General features: G+C 71.3%; 17 protein-coding genes. 9 read left to right on the forward strand and 8 right to left on the reverse strand.

Going from position 1 to position 19,498, the window contains the following annotated elements:
• Nucleotides 1–318: 318 nt before the first annotated feature.
• The gene (locus AB0C03_RS16635) at nt 319–1,668 is read right to left on the reverse strand and encodes a MurL-like N-terminal domain-containing (protein ID WP_030337759.1); all 1,350 of its coding nucleotides are present in this window, start codon (nt 1,666–1,668) and stop codon (nt 319–321) included.
• A gap of 82 nt (nt 1,669–1,750) precedes the next feature.
• Here AB0C03_RS16635 and murD point away from each other — a divergent pair, with 82 nt between their 5' ends.
• Complete coding sequence (murD, locus tag AB0C03_RS16640; RefSeq protein WP_210865349.1) at nt 1,751–3,097, forward strand: UDP-N-acetylmuramoyl-L-alanine--D-glutamate ligase; 1,347 nt, start codon at nt 1,751–1,753, stop codon at nt 3,095–3,097.
• Nucleotide 3,098: 1 nt separating this feature from the next.
• Here the strand turns inward: murD and AB0C03_RS16645 are convergent, their stop codons facing one another.
• From AB0C03_RS16645 to AB0C03_RS16655, 3 genes are all read right to left on the reverse strand, one after another.
• Nucleotides 3,099–3,611, reverse strand: coding sequence for a DUF6114 domain-containing protein (locus AB0C03_RS16645; RefSeq protein ID WP_247675225.1), 513 nt, complete (start codon nt 3,609–3,611; stop codon nt 3,099–3,101).
• Between the two features lies 1 nt (nt 3,612).
• Nucleotides 3,613–4,242 carry a DUF6230 family protein gene (locus AB0C03_RS16650; protein WP_030337762.1) on the reverse strand — a complete coding sequence of 210 codons (630 nt, stop codon included), beginning with the start codon at nt 4,240–4,242 and terminating at the stop codon, nt 3,613–3,615.
• A 185-nt stretch (nt 4,243–4,427) separates the two neighbouring features.
• Entirely contained in the window at nt 4,428–5,078 is a 651-nt protein-coding gene (locus tag AB0C03_RS16655; RefSeq protein WP_357637528.1) for a TetR/AcrR family transcriptional regulator, read from the reverse strand.
• 509 nt (nt 5,079–5,587) lie between these two features.
• Here AB0C03_RS16655 and AB0C03_RS16660 point away from each other — a divergent pair.
• On the forward strand, nt 5,588–6,271 hold the full coding sequence (locus AB0C03_RS16660; protein WP_030337764.1) for a hypothetical protein: 684 nt from the start codon (nt 5,588–5,590) through the stop codon (nt 6,269–6,271).
• Between the two features lie 63 nt (nt 6,272–6,334).
• Here the strand turns inward: AB0C03_RS16660 and AB0C03_RS16665 are convergent, their stop codons facing one another.
• Entirely contained in the window at nt 6,335–7,303 is a 969-nt protein-coding gene (locus AB0C03_RS16665; RefSeq protein ID WP_357637531.1) for a hypothetical protein, read from the reverse strand.
• An 88-nt stretch (nt 7,304–7,391) separates the two neighbouring features.
• On the opposite strand from AB0C03_RS16665, the gene AB0C03_RS16670 reads away from it, so the two are divergent.
• Nucleotides 7,392–8,264: a phospholipase D-like domain-containing protein gene (locus AB0C03_RS16670; protein ID WP_357637534.1), complete on the forward strand. Its 873-nt coding sequence runs from the start codon at nt 7,392–7,394 to the stop codon at nt 8,262–8,264.
• A gap of 30 nt (nt 8,265–8,294) precedes the next feature.
• Nucleotides 8,295–9,290: a hypothetical protein gene (locus AB0C03_RS16675; RefSeq protein ID WP_357637536.1), complete on the forward strand. Its 996-nt coding sequence runs from the start codon at nt 8,295–8,297 to the stop codon at nt 9,288–9,290.
• 115 nt (nt 9,291–9,405) lie between these two features.
• On the opposite strand, the gene AB0C03_RS16680 is transcribed toward AB0C03_RS16675, so the two are convergent.
• Nucleotides 9,406–10,302: a glutamate cyclase domain-containing protein gene (locus AB0C03_RS16680; RefSeq protein ID WP_357637539.1), complete on the reverse strand. Its 897-nt coding sequence runs from the start codon at nt 10,300–10,302 to the stop codon at nt 9,406–9,408.
• A 239-nt stretch (nt 10,303–10,541) separates the two neighbouring features.
• On the opposite strand from AB0C03_RS16680, the gene AB0C03_RS16685 reads away from it, so the two are divergent.
• Together AB0C03_RS16685 and AB0C03_RS16690 are read left to right on the forward strand one after the other, a co-directional pair.
• A complete protein-coding gene (locus AB0C03_RS16685) occupies nt 10,542–11,840 on the forward strand; it encodes an aspartate aminotransferase family protein (protein WP_030337768.1) in 1,299 nt (432 codons plus the stop codon).
• Nucleotides 11,837–13,324 (forward strand): CoA-acylating methylmalonate-semialdehyde dehydrogenase, encoded by a 1,488-nt coding sequence (locus AB0C03_RS16690; RefSeq protein WP_030337769.1) that lies wholly within the window; start codon nt 11,837–11,839, stop codon nt 13,322–13,324. The genes AB0C03_RS16685 and AB0C03_RS16690 overlap by 4 nt, the downstream gene beginning before the upstream one ends.
• Here the strand turns inward: AB0C03_RS16690 and AB0C03_RS16695 are convergent.
• Nucleotides 13,296–14,753 carry an acyltransferase family protein gene (locus tag AB0C03_RS16695; protein WP_357637543.1) on the reverse strand — a complete coding sequence of 486 codons (1,458 nt, stop codon included), beginning with the start codon at nt 14,751–14,753 and terminating at the stop codon, nt 13,296–13,298. The genes AB0C03_RS16690 and AB0C03_RS16695 overlap by 29 nt on opposite strands.
• 190 nt (nt 14,754–14,943) lie before the next feature.
• Between AB0C03_RS16695 and ngcE the strand changes: the two genes are divergently transcribed.
• From ngcE to AB0C03_RS16710, 3 genes are all read left to right on the forward strand, one after another.
• Nucleotides 14,944–16,359, forward strand: coding sequence for an N-acetylglucosamine/diacetylchitobiose ABC transporter substrate-binding protein (gene ngcE / locus AB0C03_RS16700; RefSeq protein WP_030337771.1), 1,416 nt, complete (start codon nt 14,944–14,946; stop codon nt 16,357–16,359).
• A gap of 64 nt (nt 16,360–16,423) precedes the next feature.
• Nucleotides 16,424–17,332, forward strand: coding sequence for a carbohydrate ABC transporter permease (locus tag AB0C03_RS16705; protein ID WP_030337772.1), 909 nt, complete (start codon nt 16,424–16,426; stop codon nt 17,330–17,332).
• Nucleotides 17,329–18,228, forward strand: coding sequence for a carbohydrate ABC transporter permease (locus tag AB0C03_RS16710; protein ID WP_030337773.1), 900 nt, complete (start codon nt 17,329–17,331; stop codon nt 18,226–18,228). Before AB0C03_RS16705 ends, AB0C03_RS16710 begins: the two co-directional genes overlap by 4 nt.
• A 78-nt stretch (nt 18,229–18,306) precedes the next feature.
• Here the strand turns inward: AB0C03_RS16710 and AB0C03_RS16715 are convergent, their stop codons facing one another.
• Entirely contained in the window at nt 18,307–19,293 is a 987-nt protein-coding gene (locus AB0C03_RS16715) for an N-acetylglucosamine kinase (RefSeq protein WP_357637547.1), read from the reverse strand.
• Between the last annotated feature and the right edge of the window lie 205 nt (nt 19,294–19,498).

Genomic DNA, 19,498 nt, shown 5'->3' on the forward strand with positions numbered 1-19,498 from the left:
CGGCCCTGGGTCCGGCCCGGCCCTGGGTCCGGCCCGGCCCTGGGTCCGGCCCGGCCCTGGGTCCGGCCCGGCCCTGGGTCCGGCCCGGCCCTGGGCCGGCCCTGGTCCGCTCGACCATGGGCCGCCCTGACGTGCTGGGCTTGGCGTGTCCCGGCCGGGGCTCGGCCTGCCTCGCTCGATTCGTTTACGACATCAGCTCCAAAGGCGCAGCGACACACACACTCCACCGGCCAGCCGCCGCGATCATGCGAACCACGGCGGGGGGAGGGCTCGCAACACCGGCGCGGGGCCGGAGCGCGGGCCTGAACGTCTAGCGCGTCACATAAGTTGGTTCAGGGCTTTTGCGTAGGTGGGGGGGATGTGGTTGGGGCCGCCGGGGGTGAAGACGTCGGACGTGGCCACCGCGGACCAGGCCGTCGCCGGCACCGCGTCCACCAGGGCCTGGATCACCGGGGCGTCGCGCCACTGGTCCTGCTCGGCGAGCAGGCCGAGGGCCACCACCGACTCCTCGACCTCGCCCACGCACTCGAACGGCTTGTGCCCGTCCACGCCCAGCAGCTCGCGGTAGCCGGGGATCTGCGACTCGTCGGCCAGCAGGTCACCGCCGAAGATGTGGGTGACCCGTTCCCGTGGCATGAACGGCGCCATGGCCAGGAAGACGAACCGGCACTTCGGGCAGTCACGGCACCAGCGCTCACTCGCGTCGCGTAGCTTGAACGCCTGGTTGCAGCTGGTCACCACGTCGTCGTACCGGGTGAACTCGGCGAACAGCCGGGCGATGTGCAGCTCGGACAGCGACCGCAGCAGCGAGAAGTACGGTTCGGTCAGGCCCGCGTGCTCGGCCAGCGACGCCCGCAGCAGCCCCTCCGCCTCGACGCCCTTGGACCACTGGTGGTTGATCTCATGGCCGTTCCAGACCAGGTTCGGGTCGGACGCCGAACGCTCGTTGGACATCACCACCGGGCCCAACCCGTGCAGCACGGCGGTGGCCACCGCGATCAGCGAGTTGATGGCGGTGACCGGGATGTGCCCGTTCAGCGCGCCCGCCGCGTTCAGGTCGAACAGCACCGGGTCGATGCGCCGCCGGGCGGCCAGCGGGACCAGCCCGGACGCCTCGTTGACGGCGACGATCACATGGTTCGGGTTGACCGAGAACGGCACCGGGTCCAGCTCGGCGCGGCGCAGCGCCTCCAGGCTGACGATCGAGTCCTTGCCGCCGCCGACCGCCGAGAGCGGGCGACGGTCCGAGTCGTCGTACACCCGGGGCGACTCCGGGGTGCCGGCCGGCACCTCCGGGCGCAGCTGGAGCACGTGCGGCAGCTGGTTGCGGTACGCGTACTCGGCGAGGCCCTTGGTGTAGATGGCCGTGACGTAGTCGACGGTGGCCGCGCCCAGCGGCGCCGGCAGCACGAGTCGGGGCGGCGCGGCGGCCTTGTAGTAACTGACCCCGGCGACGAGGTGCAGCACCTCCAGCACCCGGTTGAGGGTCGCCACCGTCTCGTCGGACGGCGGCTCCGCCGGCAGTGGAAGCGTGATCACCTCGGTGAACCGCTGCTCACCGGCCGGGCCGGTCAGGGCGTAGTCGAACAACACCTCGCCGGTGGCGAAGTCGATCGAGTAGGACGGGAAGGTGAAGGCGTCCATCCGCCGGAGCTGCTCGTTGGGCACACGCCATACTAGGCCCTGGTTCGTCCGGCCGTGTCCGGACCGGGCCCTGCCCGCCGCCGCCGTGACCCCCGAGGAGATCCTCGTGCGCCTTTCTGACCTGCGCGGTCGTTCCGTCGCCGTCTGGGGCACCGGCCGGGAGGGCCGGGCCGCTGTGACCGCCATCGCCGCGCACGGTCCGGCCGAGCTGGTCGCCGTCGACGACAGCGCGAACTTCCTGTCGCTGCCCTGGGACGGTCCGCTGGCCGAGGCGGCGCCGCTGGTCACCGGTGAGGCGGGCTTCGAACGGCTGGCCGCCGCGGACGTGGTGGTCCGTTCCCCGGGCGTGCCGCAGACCCACCCGTGGCTGGTCGAGCTGCGCCGACGCGGGATCATGGTGACCCAGGGCACCGCGCTGTGGATGGCCGACCACGCCGCGCGCACCGTGGGGGTCACCGGCAGCAAGGGCAAGAGCACCACCTCCAGCCTGATCAGTCACCTGCTCACCGCGATGGGCCGGCCCAACGTCTTCGGCGGCAACATCGGGGTGCCGACCCTGGACCTGCCGGAGGCGGAGCTGTACGTGCTGGAGCTGTCCAGCTACCAGTGCAGCGACCTCACCGACTCGCCCCGGGTGGCAGTGGTCACCGCGCTGTTCCCCGAGCACCTGGACGCGCACGGTGGGGAGCGGGAGTACTACCGGGACAAGCTGAACCTGCTGGCCCACGACCCGCAGACGATCGTGGTCAACGGTGCCGACCCCCGACTGGCCGCCGAGCTGGGTGAGCTGCCGGCGATCCGGGCCGGTCGCCCCGACACCTTCCACGTCGCCACCGGCGCCGACGGCACGCAGTGGTTCCACGTCGGCGACCAGCCGCTCTTCCCGCGCGCCGTGCTGCCGCTGGTCGGCCGGCACAACGAGGGCAACCTCTGCGTCGCGCTCGCCGTGCTGGACGCGCTCGGCGTGGACGTGCTGGCCGGCAAGGACCACCTCGCCGTCGCCGTCGCCGAGTTCCAGGGGTTGGCCCACCGGCTCACCGAGATCACCGACCCGTCCGGGTTGACGTTCGTCGACGACACCCTGGCCACCAGCCCGTACGCGGCCATGCACGCCATCGACGCGTACGACGGGCGGCCGTTGACGGTGATCGTCGGGGGCAACGACCGAGGTCTGGACTACACGCCGCTGGCCGAGCACCTGGCCGAGCGGGAGCTGACCGTGATCGGGATCCCGGACAGCGGCGCCCGCATCGTCGAGGTGCTCGCCGGCCTGCCGAAGGTGCGTACCGAACTGGTCGACGACCTGGTGGCGGCGGTCCGGCTGTCCCGCGAGGTGACACCGGCCGGCGGGGTGGTGCTGCTCTCCCCGGCCGCGCCCAGTTACGGACGGTTCCGCAACTACGAGCACCGCTCCGAGGTGTTCGCCCAGGCCGTCGCCGACACCGCCCGCTGACTCAGCCCCGGTCGACCGGGCTGGGGTCCGGTGACTGCATCCCGGGCAGCAGCACTGTGTCGGCGGCGTCCTCGTGCTCGTCCTCGTCCTCGTCCGACGCGGGTTTCGTCGCGGCGCCGGTGGGAGGGTGGTCCTTGTCCGGAGTCCAGGCGAAAGCGAGTGCCCCGCCGATCAGGGCCAGCAACATCCCGACCAGGAAGCCGCCCAGGTTCGAGGTCAACCAGGAGACCAGCCCGAGCACCAGCGAGATCACGGCGTAGAAGACCCGCTGCTGCGGGGTGGTGATCAGCAGGACGCCGCAGATCACGAGGATGGTGGGCACCAGGTATGCGGCGAGCCCCTGCGGTCCGATGTGCAGCAGCACCCCGAGCGGTGCGCGCAGGGTCGCCAGCATCTCGGCGCCCCCGAGGGCGATCAGCACTGCGGCGGTGAACGGGCGGGCCCGCCGCCAGCGGCGCCACCGCCCGCGGGTTTCGCGGACGGCCGGCGCCGTCTGGTGTTGTTCGGTGCTCATGTCAGCACCCGTCGGAGGTGAACGCCATGCGCAGGTTGGGCAGGTTGAAGACGGCAGCGGTGGTGGCGTAGTTGTTCTGCCGCAGGTTCTCGATGACGATCGAGTCCGCCTGCTGGGAGAAGACGCCGGGGTTACCCTTCACACCGGGCACCTTGTCCAGGGTGCTGGCGTCCTGCCCGATGTCGATGTTCCGGAAAGCGGCGTTGCCGGCGATCTCGTCGCCGTCGACCACAAGGGTCCGGGCGGTGACCGGTTTGTCGCCGTTGCCGGCGGTGATCTTGAGGAAGACACCGCCGAGGTTGATGCTCTGGCAGAGGTTGGTCAGCTCCGCCTTGTCGATCGCCGAGACCATCACCAGGACCTGTCCACCGGTGTCGCCCTGGTTGGGGCTGTCCGGGATCATCTGGTCGAGGGTGGCGAACTGCTCGAACCCGGTGCCGGTGAGCCTGTCGGCGGTGACCGTGAACGGCATGCCCGAGATGGCGAACTGCGCGCCCAGCACGCCCTGGGCGGTCAGCATGATCATGCCGGCGGCGCCCGCCACGACGATGCCGAACGTGGCGGCGAACCGACGCCAACGCGTGCCACTGCGCGGCGGCCCGGGTGCGACGGGTGTGGTTTCCTCCGACATGGCGGCTCCCCTTAAGATCGATTCATCGGCGACAATGGGAATTGCATCCCTGACCCGCGTTCTGTGGGCGCAGAGCCGAAGTTACCGCCGAGTAAAGGAGAGGTCAACGGCACGTGACGGCCATTTGGGCGGTATTTGTTAAATGTGGCCAAGGTGAGAAACCGCTGCGGTTTCCGACCGTGTGATCAGGAGGGGTGGGTCGGTGCGCATGGCGCGGTCGTACTCGGGCCGTCGTCCGGCCGTATCGGCCGGGTCGCCTGAATCGCGGCCTCGGTGCCCAGGAACGGCGCCATGGCCGCGTAGGTGAGCACCGGCAGCAGTTGCGGCAACTCCGCCGCCCGACCCCGCGCCACACGGCCGCGGACAGTGGCGTAGATGCCGCCGACCACTGTGGACACCAGCTCGTCGCGGCCCACCTCGGCGAGCGCCGGCCCCGGGCCGGCGTCGACGAAGAACCGACGGAAGCTGGTGAGCAGCGCGTCGCGCTCGCGGCGGGCGTCGGGGCCGGCCGCGTCCACCTCGACGAGCGCCATCCGGGCGAACGCCGGAACGCTCGCCAGCACCTCCAGCAGGGTGCGCAGCGCGGCGCGTGCCGCGTCCGGCCAGGTCGGGCCAGCCTCGCGGTAGGCGTTCTCCATCAGTTGTGACACCACGGCGATCCCGTGCCGGTACGCGGCGAGAAAGGCGTCCTCCTTGCCCGTGAACAGGGCGTAGAAGGCCGGCCGGGTCACGCCGGCGGCTTGGCAGATGTCGCTGACCCGGGCGTTGTCGTAGCCCTTCGTCGCCACCTCGTGCACGAGCCCGTCGAAGAGGCGGTCTCGCTGGGTCGCGGCCACGACCTCTGCGGAGACCCGTCGCGGGCCGCGCTTGATCGCGCGGTCCGGGTCGCGGCCCGGGCGTGCACCCGGCAGGGGCGCCGGCGCCGGCTGAGGGTGGCTCTGCGTGGTCAATTCATTGACCTCCGTTGATTCATTGACTTTGCGACCCTCCGGGGTTTATAACTTTCCTCACGCTCAGTTCGCTCCCCGTCACCTTTGGTGATCTCCCCGGATGGTCACCCTGACTCGTCGAAGGAGGGCTCGATGGCTGTCATTATCGCCGAACACGAACGCTCTCCCAATGCCGGAAAGGCGCAGGTGACGCGGCTACGCCGCAGTGCACCACGCCGACCCGCCCGCTGATCCGCGGCACCTCCGTCACCCGCGCCCGACCCGACGGTCGCCCGGCGCCTCCACCACCACCGCCGTCCACCTCGGACGGCCACAATCGCCGCCCGGCGTGCCCGCCCGGCGGTGACCGCCTGCGCGGTCCGCTCGTTCCCGTCCCGCCACCGGAAGGAAGCACCATGCTCAGGTACGGAAAAATCGGCGGGGGTCTCGTCGCCCTCGCGCTGCTGACCGGTCTCGTAGCCGCCCCGCCAGCCTCCGCCGACCCGTCAGCCGCGCTCGCCGGCAACGTCCTGACCTACCCCACGGCTGGCGGCACCGCCGTCGCCGTCAACGACGTCATCCAGGCCAGCCTCAAGACCGGCACCAACGCCACCTTCTACAGCTCCACCTCGGGCACCACCGGCATCAAGTGCGCCGCGTCCAGCTTCAGCGCCAAGGTGCTCACCAACCCGACCGCCCCGGGCACCGCCACCGAGAGCCTCACCGCCCAGAGCTTCGGCACCTGCACCACCAACGTGTTCGGCACCACCGGGGTGCAGAGCATCGCCCTCAACAACCTGCCGTACGCCACCTCCGTCACCAGCGCCGGCGTGGTCAAGATCTCCGGCACCACGGCGGCGCCGGTGCAGAGCACCGTCGTGCTGAACTCGTTGCTCGGCACGATCACCTGCGTCTACCGGACCAGCACCAACAGCCTCACCGGCACGGCGGCCAACGCCACCAACTCGATCACCTTCGCCAATCAGCCGTTCACCAAGTTCTCCGGCCCGTCCCTCTGCTTCGGCACCGCGTACTTCTCGGCGACGTACTCGCCGGTGCGTGACAGCACCAAGGGCAACGCCGCCGTCTACGTGAACTGACCATGCTCCACCGGGCCGGTGCGCGGGCGATCCGCCGTGCGCCGGCCCTCGACCATGCCCGGGTCAACCGGCGACCAGCGCCGCGTGCAGGGCCCGCATCGACCGGACGGCCGAGCGGATCTCCTGCAGGTAGCGGCCGGGGCTGAGCGTCTGCTCCGGCAGCCGGGCCAGGCCGGGCAGGGTGGGGTCCACCCCGACGGTGTCGATCCCGCAGCCGTACGGCAGGGCCAGGGTGCGCAGCGCGTCGCAGTGCTGGAACGGCACGTAGATCGGCGCGGTGAGCATCAGCACCTGATCGCCCGGGGCGACCTGGGCGTGCCCGGCCCAGAAACGCTGCGTGTCCGCGGTGTGCGCCCGCCGCAGGTGCGGTTCGCTCGACGGCGCCGCCAGCACCCGTACCGGCGGCAGGCCCCTGGGGTGGTAGGTCCGCGACGACCAGGAGTGGTGCGGGTGGCCTGCGTCGACCCCGTCGCGCTCCGCCGGGACGGCCACCCCGAACGCCCGCCGGACCGCCGTGTCCAGCACGTCCACCTCGGTGTCGTCGGCCGGCAGGCCAGCGTCGGCCAGCGTCGCGCGTTCCCACTCGGACAGCGGCCGGAAGCTGCCCAGCACGGCCACCTCGCCGCCCACCGCCAGCCCGGCACGCAGCAGGTGCGCGGCGTAGGTGACGCGGCGCACGCAGGCGTGTGCCAGGCCGCCGAGCACCACCAGGTGGGCGTACGCGCCACGGGTCGGCGGCACCGGATGGACCAGCCCGAGCGCGGCTGCCGCGTCGAGCACCAGCGCGGCGGTGGCCGGATCGAGGTCGGGTTCGCGTGCGTCGGGCCGTTCCCGGCCACCCCGGAAGTCCCAGTGTCGGGCGGAGAACTCGTCCAGGAATCGGAGCACCTCGGTGAGATCGCCGTCGGGCCAGGCGCCGCCGAAGCGGGCGACCAGGCCGCGGACCGGGGATGAGCAGACCCAGGCCCGGATCTCCGCCGTGATCTGCTCGTCGTCCGTTCCGGTCGACGACGCCGCGTCCGCGCTCTGCACCTGCCGGATGCTACCGGCCCGCTGCGGCGGGACCCGGCGGTTGTGGCAGCTGTCTACGCTGGCGGGAGCGGCTGATTGGGGGATGTCGATGGCCCGTGACATGGCCCGTGAGCGGATACGCGGGCAGGGCAGCTCCAGTGGAGGCTTCGTCCGTCTGGTGGCGCACACCGACCCGGTGGCGTTGGTCGGCATCACCCTGTCGATCACCCTGAGCATCACGCTCGACCTCAGCAACGCCGCATCGGGGGTGGAGTCGCTGCTGGCCGGCCTGATGGGCATCACCATCTCACTCCTGGTGGACTCGTTGGCCCGCGCGGAGCGCCGGTTCCACCTGCGAACCCTGCTGGATGGCCCGCCCTGGCTCGTCCGCACCACGACGGAGCTCGCCGGGGCGATGCGGGACGCGGCCGAGCAGCACGCCGGCACCCGGGTCGCGGCGGAGGCGCAGCGGCGGTATGAGCAGTTCCGGGTGGAGGCCGAGCAACTCGCGGAGGGTCGCATCATCCGGCGCGGCGACGAGGACGAGGACCTGATCGGCGCGACCCGCACCTGTACCCAACGACTGGACGCCCTGACCAACGTGATGCCCCGGGCGAGCGGGGAGCTGAGCTGGTGGCGCAGCGAGATCGGCCGGCGCTACTGGGAGGCCAACCTCGAAGCCCTGCAGCGGGGCGTCCAGATCACCCGGGTGTTCGTCTACGCCAGAATGAGCGACGAGCTTTCCGCCCTGGTGGAGAAGCAGCGTGCGGCGGGGGCACGGGTGGGGTTGCTGCCCTACGGTGTGGTCAGTCCCCAGCTACACGTCAATCTGGCACTCTGGGACGGGTCGAGCTGCTGGGAGGCCCACATGACCGCACACGGCGAGATCGGCGAGAACCAGTTCTCGGTCAACCGGACGGACGTCAACCGGCTCACCCGCGTGTTCGACCTCTGCTCGAATGCCGCGACCTTCCAGGGCTGACGGCCCCACCGGGGCGGAGACGGGTGAGCCATGACGTGGAGTGCGGTCCTGCTGGTGACGGCCGTGGTCTGGGCGGTCAGCGTGATCCGCTCCGTCCGGCTCCGAGCGCTGGTCTACAGTCTGCCGCTGCCGATGACGCTCGCCCTGCTCAGCACCGATTACCGGGTGGGCGGCGCGCAACTGCTCGGCGTGCTCGGGCTCAACCTCTTTTTCGTCACGGTGGCGGTCACCTACCACCGGCTGCGCTGGCCGATCCTGCTCGCCGACGCTGCGGGGATCGCCGTCTACGTGGCGCTCAGCGCCGGCCTGCTGGCCGTCGTCATCCCGTTCGAGGCGGCGCTCGTCGGCACGCTCGTGCTCTGGTCAGGGGCCATGCTGCTGCTGCACCGCCGCGCTCGCCCGAGCGTCGCCCCCGCTGATGCCCCGGCGGCCCCCACCGATGAGGGGGCCGCCGTCGCCGAGACCTCGGACGGAGGACGCCCGGACGGGCTGCCGGCGTTGCTCAAGTTGGTGGTGATCTTCCTCGGGGCGATTCTCACCGCGCTGCTCGGTGCCGTGCTGCGCGGCATGGTGGTGACCTTCCCGTACTCGGGGGTGCTGGTCGCCGTCGAGGCCCGCCACCAGTTGCGCGAATTCAGTCGTCACTTCGCCCGCAACAGTCTCGCGCTTGTCGGTTTCCTCACCGCGTACCACTACCTCCAGGACGTCTCGTCGGCCGTGGCGCTGGGTGCCGGTTGGGCCGCCTTCGCGGTGGTTGCTGTGGCCCTGCACCTGCCGTTGCGCCCACGACCGGCGGCCCCGGACCCTTCGACGGCGGACCCGACCATCGCGTCGCCGCCGCACCAGCCCTTGCCGGACCGGCGACCGGCCACGCCGCCCGCCGACGACGCGACCCCCGGTGAGTCGGCGCGCCGTCGCGATCCCGCCACGTTGACGGGCGGCGGCCCGCCGGTGGCGCGGAGGGCCGCGCAGGTACGCCCGCCGAGGCCACTCCGGCCGGCGACCGAACCCCCTTCCGTCCGATGAGGACACCTGGCGGGCGGTCTCGGAGGTGCGGGCCGGGCGACGCCCGGACTCCGGCGCGCTCGACCGACACGTCTTGGCCCGCACGTCATCGGCGACGAGCGGCCCGGAACACGTCCTAGCGGCTGGTTCCGACCAGTTCGGCGATGCGGGTGAGGGGTTCGGCGTACGCGGGCCAGTCGAGGCCATCGACACTGAGCGTGGGGCGGCGGCGTACGCCGTCCACCGCGCCCGCGCCCACTACCGCACTCAGCAGGTCGTACGACCAGGCCGGCTCCAGCAGCGTACGAAGCTCGGGCACCTCGGGGTGGAGCAGCGACAGCGCGCCGACCAGGGCGGCGGCAGCCCAGTTCGAGGTGCCACCGACGAGTAGGGCGTCCGCGCCCACCACGCACCGGATCCGCTCGCCCGCGGCGACCACCCGCCCGACCAGGTCCGCCGGCAGGCGGCCCATGCCGAGTTCGTTGCCGCCGTCGCCGATGCCGATCCGGAAGGCAGACCCGGAGGTGTAGAGCTGGTCAAGGGGTGCCGTGTGTGCGCCGATGTCCTCGCCGCGCATGTTCCGCGGCCGACCGTCCACCCCGGGCCCGACCCGTTCGCAGGCGATGAGGTGCGTCAGCTGGCCGTACGCGGGGATGCGGGCGGCGGCCCAGTCCTCGTACCCGCGCAGTGGCGCGACGTCCACCGGCAGGTTGGGCGCGGTGGCGGCGACGGCCGCCTCGAGCACGGGGGCGCAGGGCTCGTCGGTGACGAGCCGGCATCGGCCGCCGAGAAGGCGCAGCGCGACGGCGATCTGCACCGCGCCGAGCGGGCCGTCGGTCTCCGCGGCGGGTGGGTCGGCGCCGGGGATGAAGAACCCGGTGAAGACGGCGGCGTCGGGCGGCCCGGCGGTGGCGAGCGACCGGGCGGCGGCGAGCAGTCCACCGGCCGCCGGCGCGGCCAGCGCCTCGCTGCCCCGGCCCACCTCGCGCGCCGCGACGCGCTCCAGTTCGGCGATCGTCTCTTCGATGCGCACCGCGTGCCTCCCCGGTCACAGTGGACCGAACCAGGGTAGCGGTGTGCCACCACGCTGCGGATCGAGTGGAGCGAACGTAAGAAGACTGCCCAAATCGGTGGCCAAGGCGAAGCTTCGCCCCGGAAACCGTTGACGTGCTGTCAGGTCGGGGCAGCTATGGGCTACACGCTGGCAGTTGTTCGCCTCGGCTGGCGGTGGGAGCGTGCGGTATCCACGAACGCCGCTGAAGGGTTGCCACGATGACCGACGACCTGCTGGCCCGGCACCGGGCCGTGCTCCCGTCCTGGATGCCGCTGTACTACGCCGAGCCGATCGAGCTGGTGTCCGGCTCGGGCCGCCGGGTCACCGACGCGCAGGGTCGCAGCTACCTGGACTTCTTCGGCGGGGTGCTGACCAACATGATCGGGTACGACATCCCGGAGATCCGGGAGGCCGTCGAGCGGCAGTTGGCCACCGGCATCGTGCACACCTCGACGCTCTACCTGATCCGCCAACAGGTGGAGCTGGCCGAGAAGATCGCCCAGCGCTCCGGCATCCCGGACGCCCGGGTGTTCTTCACCAACTCCGGCACGGAGGCGAACGAGGCGGCGCTGCTGGTCGCCACCAACCACCGCCGATCGCACCAGGTCCTGGCCGTGCGCAACAGTTACCACGGCCGGTCGTACGCGGCGATGGGGGTCACCGGCAACCGCAACTGGTCGGCCAGCGGCCTCAACCCGCTCCAGGTGGCCTGGCTGCACTCGGGCGACCGGGTGCGCGGGCTGCTGGCCCGGCTCAGCGCCGACGAGCAGGTCGACGCGGCGGTGGAGGACCTGCGCGAGGTGCTGGCCACCCAGACCGCCGGTGACGTGGCCGCGCTGATCGCCGAGCCGATCCAGGGCGTGGGCGGGTTCGTGCACCCGCCGGACGGGCTCTTCGCCGGCTGGAAGAAGGTCCTCGACGAGCACGGCATCCTGTTCATCGCCGACGAGGTGCAGACCGGCTGGGGGCGTACCGGGGAGCACTTCTGGGGTTACCAGGCGCACGGCGTCACCCCGGACCTGCTCACCTTCGCCAAGGGCATCGGCAACGGCTTCGCCCTCGCCGGGGTGGTCGGTCGGGCCGAGGTGCTGGAGTCGGTGGCGGCCATCAGCTTCTCCACCTTCGGCGGCAACCCGATCTCCACGGCGGCCGGCAACGCGGTGCTCGACTATCTCCTGGAGCACGACCTCCAGGCGAACGCGGCCCGCGTCGGCGCGATCCTCGCCGACGGCCTGCGGTCCGCGGTGGGTGGGCTCGACTGCGTCGCCGAGGTACGCGGAAAGGGGCTGATGCTCGGCGTCGAGTTCGTCCGATCGGGCACCAGCGAACCGGACCCGGCGTTGACCAACCGGGTCTTCGAGGCCGCCCGGGAGGGTGGTCTGCTGGCCGGCAAGGGCGGCCTGCACGGCAACGTGCTGCGGATGGGTCCACCGTTGACGCTGACCGAGGCGGAGGCCCGGGAGGGCCTGGCGATCCTCGTCGACGCGATCCGCTCGTGCGCGGGGGTGGCGGCATGAGCATCGGTCACTTCATCGACGGCAAGCGGGTCGGCGGCACGTCGGCGCGGCGCGGCGACGTGTTCGATCCGGCGACCGGTCGGCGTACCGCCGAGGTCGAGCTGGCCTGCACCGCGGACGTCGACGTCGCGGTGCAGGCCGCCGCCCGCGCGGCGCGGGCCTGGCGGGACGCGTCGTTGGCGAAGCGCTCGGCGGTGCTGTTCGCCTTCCGGGAGTTGGTGCACGCCCGCCGGGACCGGCTTGCCGAGGTGATCACCGCCGAGCACGGCAAGGTGCTCGCCGACGCCGCGGGCGAGGTGCAGCGCGGCCTGGAGGTCATCGAGTACGCGTGTGGGCTGCCGTCGGCGCTGCGCGGCGCGTTCAGCGAGAACGTGTCGACCGAGGTCGACTCGTACACGATCCGGCAGCCGCTCGGGGTGGTGGCGGTGATCTCGCCGTTCAACTTCCCGGTGATGGTGCCGCTGTGGTTCGTGCCGGTGGCGGTGGCCTGCGGCAACGCGGTGGTTCTCAAGCCGAGCGAGAAGGACCCGAGCGCGTCGCTGCTGCTGGCGGAGTGGTTCGCCGAGGCGGGCCTGCCCGACGGGGTGCTGAACGTGGTGAACGGTGACAAGGAAGCGGTCGACGCGTTGCTGGAGCACCCGGAGGTGCGGTCGGTGTCGTTCGTCGGCTCCACCCCGATCGCCCGGTACGTCTACCAGCGCGGGACGGCCGCCGGTAAGCGGGTGCAGGCGCTCGGTGGGGCGAAGAACCACATGGTGGTGCTCCCGGACGCCGACCTGGACCTGGCCGCCGACGCGGCGGTCAACGCCGGGTTCGGTTCGGCGGGGGAGCGGTGCATGGCCATCTCGGTGCTGGTGGCGGTGGAGCCGGTGGCGGACGAGTTGGTCGAGCGGATCGCCGAGCGGATGGCCGGTCTGCGCACCGGCGACGGTCGACGGGGCTGCGACATGGGCCCGCTGGTGACCGCCGCGCACGCGGCGAAGGTGCGCTCCTACGTGGACGCGGGTGTGGCCGCCGGCGCGGTGCCGGTGGTGGACGGGCGGGACGTGACGCCGGACGGCGACCCGGACGGTTTCTGGCTCGGCCCGACGCTGTTCGACAGGGTGACCCCGGACATGTCGATCTACACCGACGAGGTCTTCGGGCCGGTGCTGAGTGTGGTCCGGGTCGGCTCGTACGACGAGGCGGTGGAACTGGTCAACGCCAGCCCGTACGGCAACGGCACGGCGATCTTCACCAACGACGGCGGCGCGGCCCGCCGCTACCAGCACGAGGTGGAGGTGGGCATGGTCGGGATCAACGTGCCGATTCCGGTGCCGATGGCGTACCACTCGTTCGGCGGCTGGAAGTCGTCGCTCTTCGGTGACCTGCACGCGCACGGTGAGGACGGGGTGCGGTTCTTCACCCGGGGCAAGGTCGTCACCAGTCGCTGGTTGGATCCCCGGCACGGCGGGGTCAACCTCGGGTTCCCCACCCAGACCTGAGCAGTCGCAGCACGCCCGCCCCGGCCAGGTACGCCACCAGCGCCGGGACGGGCGTGCCGAGCGGCTCCGGGGCCCGCTGCGGTGTGGCGCTGTTGATCAGCAACGCGGCCACCACGGCGGCGTAGCCGGCCACCGCCAACGCCGCCCGGGCGGGGCTGCCCCGGGTCCGGCGTCCGGTGCGGTGCCGGGCGCTGCGCGCCTCCACCGGGCCGAAGATGGCGACGAGCGCCACCAGGACGGCGCTGAGCAGCAGCAGCCAGGGCACCCGCCAGGCCCACCAGGCGGCAGTGTCGACCGCCGGGGCGGGCAGCGTCCCGACCGCGTCGAGCATCCCGATCAGCAGGATCGCGGCAGTGAGGTGCCAGAGGAAGACGGTCAGCACCACCAGGTTGACCCCGATCACCAGCTGCCACGGCCCGGTGCGCCGTAGCAGCCGCTCCGCCGGGCCGCGCAGCAGCAGGATCACCCCGAGCTGGCCGGCGGCGACGGCCAGCAACGCGAGGCTGGGCGGCGCGCTGTTGTCGAACCGTTCGTCGGGCACCTTGAGCATGACCACGGGCCACGGGCCGAGCACGGTGAGCAGCAGCGCCGCACCAATCCCAGCGGTCAGGAACACCAGGCCGGCCCGGCGGGAGGTGGGCAGCCGTCGTCGGCGTACCCCGGGACGGTCGGGTGTCGACCGCCCGGCGGCGTCGGTCTCGGCGGGTGGTGGCGCGGTCTGGCCGGGACTGCCGGTCGCCGGCTGCGGCGGCACGGCCCGATCGGCGGGTGGCACGGTGCGGGTGTCGTGCCAGGCGAAGCCGAGCTGGTGGACGGCGAGCCATCCGAACAGGTAGTTGCCGTAACTCAGCTCCTCCGGCCCGATCAGCCGGCCGAGGTCGCCGAGGCCGACCAGAACCACCAGGACCAGCGGCACGGCCAGGCCGAGACGGCGGTGCAGCGCGTACATCGCCGGGGTGAGCACGACCGCCGCCAGGTAGGCGACCAGGAACCAGAGCGGAATGGTGGCGAACCAGAAGACCTCGCGGATCCGGGTCGGCTCGGCACCACGCAGCCAGGCGGCCGCCGCCGCGGCGGTGAGCACCAGCAGCAGTGTGCTGGTGGGGCGGACCAGGCGGGCACTGCGGTCGATCAGCCAGCCGGGTGCGTCGCCGCCGCGGGCCCGCAGCCGGGTCAGTGAGGCCGCGTTGGCGTACCCCCCGACCAGGAAGAAGACCGGCATGACCTGGGCCAGCCAGGTCAGCGGGTACGCCCAGCGCAGGTCGCCGAGTGCGGAGTGACCGGTGGCCTGCCCGGCGGCGTCGCGCCCGATCACCGTGACGCTCCAGTGTCCGAAAACGACCATGGTGATGGCGAGCGCACGGAGCAGGTCGACGTACCGTTCCCGCCCAGCCGGGGTGTGCTCGGCCAGCTGGCGCAGACGGCGCATCGCCTCAGGTTAGGCGACCCGGCGACGGCTGGTGGTGATAACGGTTCGACAGTCAGGACTTGAAGTCCGGGCCCGGCTGTCGTAGAAATTCTTCAGCAACAGAGCATGAACTGAAGAGAATCACCGCGCCTCGCGCGGCGGACGCCTCCCCCCACACCGGCGGCCGCCCGACCCGACCCGAGGAGAACCCATGAACAGGCGTGACATCCTGCGGCGCAGCGCCGCCGCCGGCCTCCTGGCCACCCCCGCCGCCGGCCTGCTGTCCGGCTGCGCCACCAGCGGTGGCGGTGACAAGAACGATGCCGAGACCTACCAGGGCACCAAGAGCGCCCAGAACCCGCTCGGCGTGAAGGAGGACGCCCCACTCGAGGTGGTGATCTTCGGCGGCGGGTTCGGTGAGGAGTACGCCAAGGCCCACGAGGCCATGTACACCGAGAAGTACCCGAAGGCGAAGATCAAGCACTCCTCCACCCAGGAGATCAGCAAGACTCTCCAGCCACGCTTCGTCGACGGCACCCCGCCCGACGTGGTCAACAACTCCGGCTCCGGCCAGATCGACTTCAACGGGCTGGTCAGCCAGAACGCCCTCGCCGGCCTCGACGAGCTGCTGGCCGCCCCGAGCCTCGACATCCCCGGCAAGACGGTCAAGGAAACCCTGCTGCCCGGCGCCGTCGAGGTCGGCTCCTACGACGGCAAGTTCCTGGTGCTCAACTACACCTACACCGCCTACGGCATCTGGCACTCCGCCAAGCTTTTCGCCGACCGCGGCTGGTCGTACGCGAAGACCTGGGACGACCACATCGCGCTCTGCAAGCAGATCAAGGCCGCCGGCATCGCCCCCTGGACGTACGCCGGCCTGCACCCGCGCTACATGAGCTGGCCGCTGATCTCCACCGCCATCAAGCTCGGTGGCCCGTCGGTGGCGACCGCCATCGACAACCTGGAGCCGAACGCCTGGAAGTCCGACTCGATGCGGACCGCCGCCGACGCCTGGCACCAGATCGTGAAGGACAAGTACATCCTGGACGGCTCGTCCGGCCTGGACCACAAGCAGTCGCAGACCGCCTGGTGCCAGGGCAAGGCCGCCTTCATCTCCTGCGGCTCCTGGCTGGAGAGCGAACAGAAGGACGTCACCCCGGCCGGGTTCAACATGACCATTCAGCCGACGCCGAGCCTGGGCAGCGGTGACAAGCTGCCGTTCGAGGCGATCCGAGGCACTGCCGGGGAACCGTTCATGGTGCCCGCCAAGGCCCGCAACGTCGCCGGCGGCCTGGAGTACTTCCGGACCATGCTCTCCAAGAAGGGCGCCCAGGACTTCACGAAGAAGGTCGCCAGCCTCACCGTGGTCGCCGGCGCCACCGAGGGTGTCGAGCTGCCGTACGGGCTGAGCACCGTGGTCAAGGCCCTCGACGCGTCCGGCGCCAACGGCTTCAACTGGGTCTACAACAACTTCTACCGCAAGTTGGAGCGCAACCTCGTCGACGCCGCGTGCGGCGAGTTCTTCAGTGGCCGGATCGGCCCCGCGGAGTTCCTCGAGCAGTGCCAGAAGGGCGCCGACTCGATCGCCCAGGACAGCTCGATCAAGAAGTACAAGCGAGCGGCCTGACCGCCTGGCCGGTGGGGGAGACGCCCTTCCCCACCGGCCGTACCCCCTCGGAGAGGTCCACCTCGTGAAACATGGCAAGTGGCCGCTGATCGTCACGTTCCTGGTGCCGCCGGTGCTGCTGTACGTCTTCTTCGTCGTCTCGCCGTACCTCCAGGCGTTCCAGATCTCCACCACCGACTGGCTCGGCTACTCGGCCGACGCGAACCCGGTCGGCCTGGCCAACTTCAAGGCCCTCTGGCACGACGACTACGTGTGGAACGCGCTGAAGAACAACGTGATCCTGTTGGCTCTCGTGCCGGTGCTGACCATCGTGCTGGGGCTCTTCTTCGCCACCATGCTCGCCATGGGCGGGCGCAAGGGCAGCGCCGGCGTGACCGGCGTACGCGGTGGCGCGCTCTACCGCACCGTCTACTTCTTCCCGCAGGTGCTCTCCGTGGTGATCATCGCGCTGCTCTGGAAGGAGGTGTACCACCCCAACAAGGGGCTGCTGACCAGCGCACTGCACGGTCTCGGCCTGCCCTCGCCGACCTGGCTCGGCGACCCGGCGACCGCCTTCTGGTGCGTCCTGGCGGTGATGGTGTGGAGCAACGTCGGCTTCTACGTGGTGCTGTTCGGCGCGGCGATGTCGGCAGTGCCGAAGGAGATCTACGAGGCGGTGCTGCTCGATGGCGCGTCCCGGTTCACCACCCTGCGTCGGGTCACCCTGCCGCTGCTCTGGGACACCGTCCAGGTCGCCTGGGTCTACCTGGCCATCTTCGCCCTGGACGGGTTCATCCTGGTGCAGCTCATGACCAACGGCGGCCCGAACTTCTCCACCGACGTGATCGGCGTACGGATGTACGACACCGCCTTCGGCAGCGAGACCAAGTTCGGCTACGCCTCGGCGATCGGCGTGGTGATGTTCTTCCTGACCCTCTCGGTGGCGGTGCTGTCGCTGCGCATCGGCCGGCGCGAACGGATCGAGTACTCGTGACCACTCTGGATCAGCCCACCACGACCGCCCCGACCCCGGTCGTCCGCCGGGACCGCCCGGTGCGCCGGGAACTCGGCGTGGCCAACACCCTCTCGCACGGCTTCCTGCTGGTCTGGGGTCTGCTCACCGTCCTGCCACTGCTGTGGATGTTCATCAGCTCGTTCAAGACCAACGGTGAGATCCTCGCCGACCCGTGGAGTCTCCCCGGCGCGTTGCACCTGGACAACTGGGCGCGGGCCTGGACCGGCGCGCACATCGGCCGGTACTTCCTGAACAGCATGGTGGTGGTCGCCGGTTCGGTCAGCCTCACCATGCTGATGGGGGCGACCGCCGCGTACGTCTTCGCCCGCTACGAGTTCCGGGGCCGCCAGGTCGTCTACTACCTGTTCGTCGGCGGCCTCATGTTCCCGGTGTTCCTTGCCCTGGTGCCGCTCTTCTTCGTGGTCCGCAACGCCGGCCTCTTCAACACCTGGCTCGGGTTGATCCTCGTCTACGCGGCGTACTCGCTGCCGTTCACGGTGTTCTTCCTGACCGCGTTCTTCCGGACCCTGCCGACGTCGGTGGCGGAGGCCGCGCTGGTCGACGGCTGCGGCCACTTCCGGCTCTTCTTCCGGGTGATGCTGCCGATGGCACGTCCGGGACTGATCAGCGTGGCGATCTTCAACTTCCTCAGCCACTGGAACCAGTTCCTGCTGCCGCAGGTGCTGTTGCAGGGCGACGAGTCCAAGTGGATGCTGGCCCAGGGGCTGTTCGCGCTCTCGGTCAGTCAGGGCTACGCCGGTGACTACGCCCGGCTGTTCGCCGGACTGAGCATCGCGGTGCTCCCGGTGCTCGCCGTGTACGTGGCGTTCCAGCGTCAGGTGCAGGCTGGCCTGACCGCCGGCCAACTCAAGTAGCCAGCACCCGTCGCTGACCGATCCCGATCACCACACTCGCAGCCCGGCGCAGTCGCGCCGGGCTGCGGTCGTGGTGGGTCAGGGGGTGGGGAAGAGGCGGGCGTGCAGGGCTGCGGGGTCGGTGACCTCGGGTAGGCCGCGGGCGGCGAGCCAGGCCGCGGCGGCGGCCCCGTCTCCGGCGGTACGCACCGGCGCGTCCGGCCAGCGTCGGGCGATCTCGGCCCGGACGGCGGTGGCGAGCGGGGTGTCCGCGGTGAGCAGGCCACCGCCGAGCACGACGGGTGTCACCGCCCCGGCGGTGCGGATGCGACTCACGCTCTCGGTCAGGTGCGCGGCGGCTTCGGTGATCAGCGCGGTGGCGACCGGGTCGCCGTGGGTGGCGGCGTCGACGACCAGCGGTGCGAGCCGGGCGAGTTCGACGGGGGGTCGACGGGTCACCGTCTGGATGGTGGCGTCGACGGTGTCCCGGGGGCGGGCGGCGACGTCGGCGCTGCCCAGCAGTTCGGTGAGGACGGTCGTGGCCAGCGCGCCTGGGGCACGCCCCGCGTCGAGATCGGCGAGTAGCCGGCGTACCGCTTCCCGGCCGAGCCAGAAGCCGGAGCCGGCATCGCCGAGGAGCCAGCCGTGGCCGTCGGCGATCCGGTCGAGCCGCAGGTCGTGGACCTGCGCGGTGATTGCCCCCGTGCCGGCGATGAGGATGGTGCCGTCCGGGGCGGCGGTGCCGGAGGCGTAGGCGACCAGGGCGTCGCCGTGCACCTCGTACGGGCAGCGCAGGCCGGCGTCGCGCCAGGCCTGGTCGAAGGCGGCCCTTCCGGCCGGGTCGGCGAGCAGCCGGCCCGCTCCGGCGAGACCGATGGTGCCGGCGGCGGCCCGCGCCGGGTCGACGTCGGCGAGCGCCTCGCGCAGTGCGGTCAGCAGCTCGGCGGCGGCGCGTTCGGCGCCGTGACTGGTGGGGTTGCCGCCGCCGGCGCGGCCGGTGCCGACGCGGCGCCCGGTGAGGGTGAGGACGGTCGCCCGGGTGGACGTACCGCCGACGTCGAGCCCCACCACGACGGTGTCGGACATCGGCACGGGTCTCCTTGCGTGGAACGGCGATCTGGCTTGTTCATGCTGGTCGGCGGCGTGGTGCGGGGCAAGTGGTGGGGGCCGTGCGGGGCTGTGCGCCGGGTAACAGTTTGAAAACTTCGCCCACGGTCTTGACATAGAGGGGCGTCTAGTAAGAACTTTTACCACTAACGGTTAACAGTCTTTTCGGAAAGTTGAGGCGACT

Source organism: Micromonospora parva (assembly GCF_040649675.1).
Classification (GTDB): domain Bacteria; phylum Actinomycetota; class Actinomycetes; order Mycobacteriales; family Micromonosporaceae; genus Micromonospora; species Micromonospora parva.

What these genes read in the sequence shown, in the direction of transcription:
- AB0C03_RS16645 (WP_247675225.1), bottom strand. Translation starts at nt 3,611, where the DNA reads ATGAGCACCGAACAACACCAGACGGCGCCGGCCGTCCGCGAAACCCGC.
- AB0C03_RS16650 (WP_030337762.1), bottom strand. Translation starts at nt 4,242, where the DNA reads ATGTCGGAGGAAACCACACCCGTCGCACCCGGGCCGCCGCGCAGTGGC.
- AB0C03_RS16660 (WP_030337764.1), top strand. Translation starts at nt 5,588, where the DNA reads ATGCTCAGGTACGGAAAAATCGGCGGGGGTCTCGTCGCCCTCGCGCTG.
- AB0C03_RS16670 (WP_357637534.1), top strand. Translation starts at nt 7,392, where the DNA reads ATGGCCCGTGACATGGCCCGTGAGCGGATACGCGGGCAGGGCAGCTCC.
- AB0C03_RS16675 (WP_357637536.1), top strand. Translation starts at nt 8,295, where the DNA reads ATGACGTGGAGTGCGGTCCTGCTGGTGACGGCCGTGGTCTGGGCGGTC.
- AB0C03_RS16685 (WP_030337768.1), top strand. Translation starts at nt 10,542, where the DNA reads ATGACCGACGACCTGCTGGCCCGGCACCGGGCCGTGCTCCCGTCCTGG.
- AB0C03_RS16690 (WP_030337769.1), top strand. Translation starts at nt 11,837, where the DNA reads ATGAGCATCGGTCACTTCATCGACGGCAAGCGGGTCGGCGGCACGTCG.
- AB0C03_RS16695 (WP_357637543.1), bottom strand. Translation starts at nt 14,753, where the DNA reads ATGCGCCGTCTGCGCCAGCTGGCCGAGCACACCCCGGCTGGGCGGGAA.
- ngcE (WP_030337771.1), top strand. Translation starts at nt 14,944, where the DNA reads ATGAACAGGCGTGACATCCTGCGGCGCAGCGCCGCCGCCGGCCTCCTG.
- AB0C03_RS16715 (WP_357637547.1), bottom strand. Translation starts at nt 19,293, where the DNA reads ATGTCCGACACCGTCGTGGTGGGGCTCGACGTCGGCGGTACGTCCACC.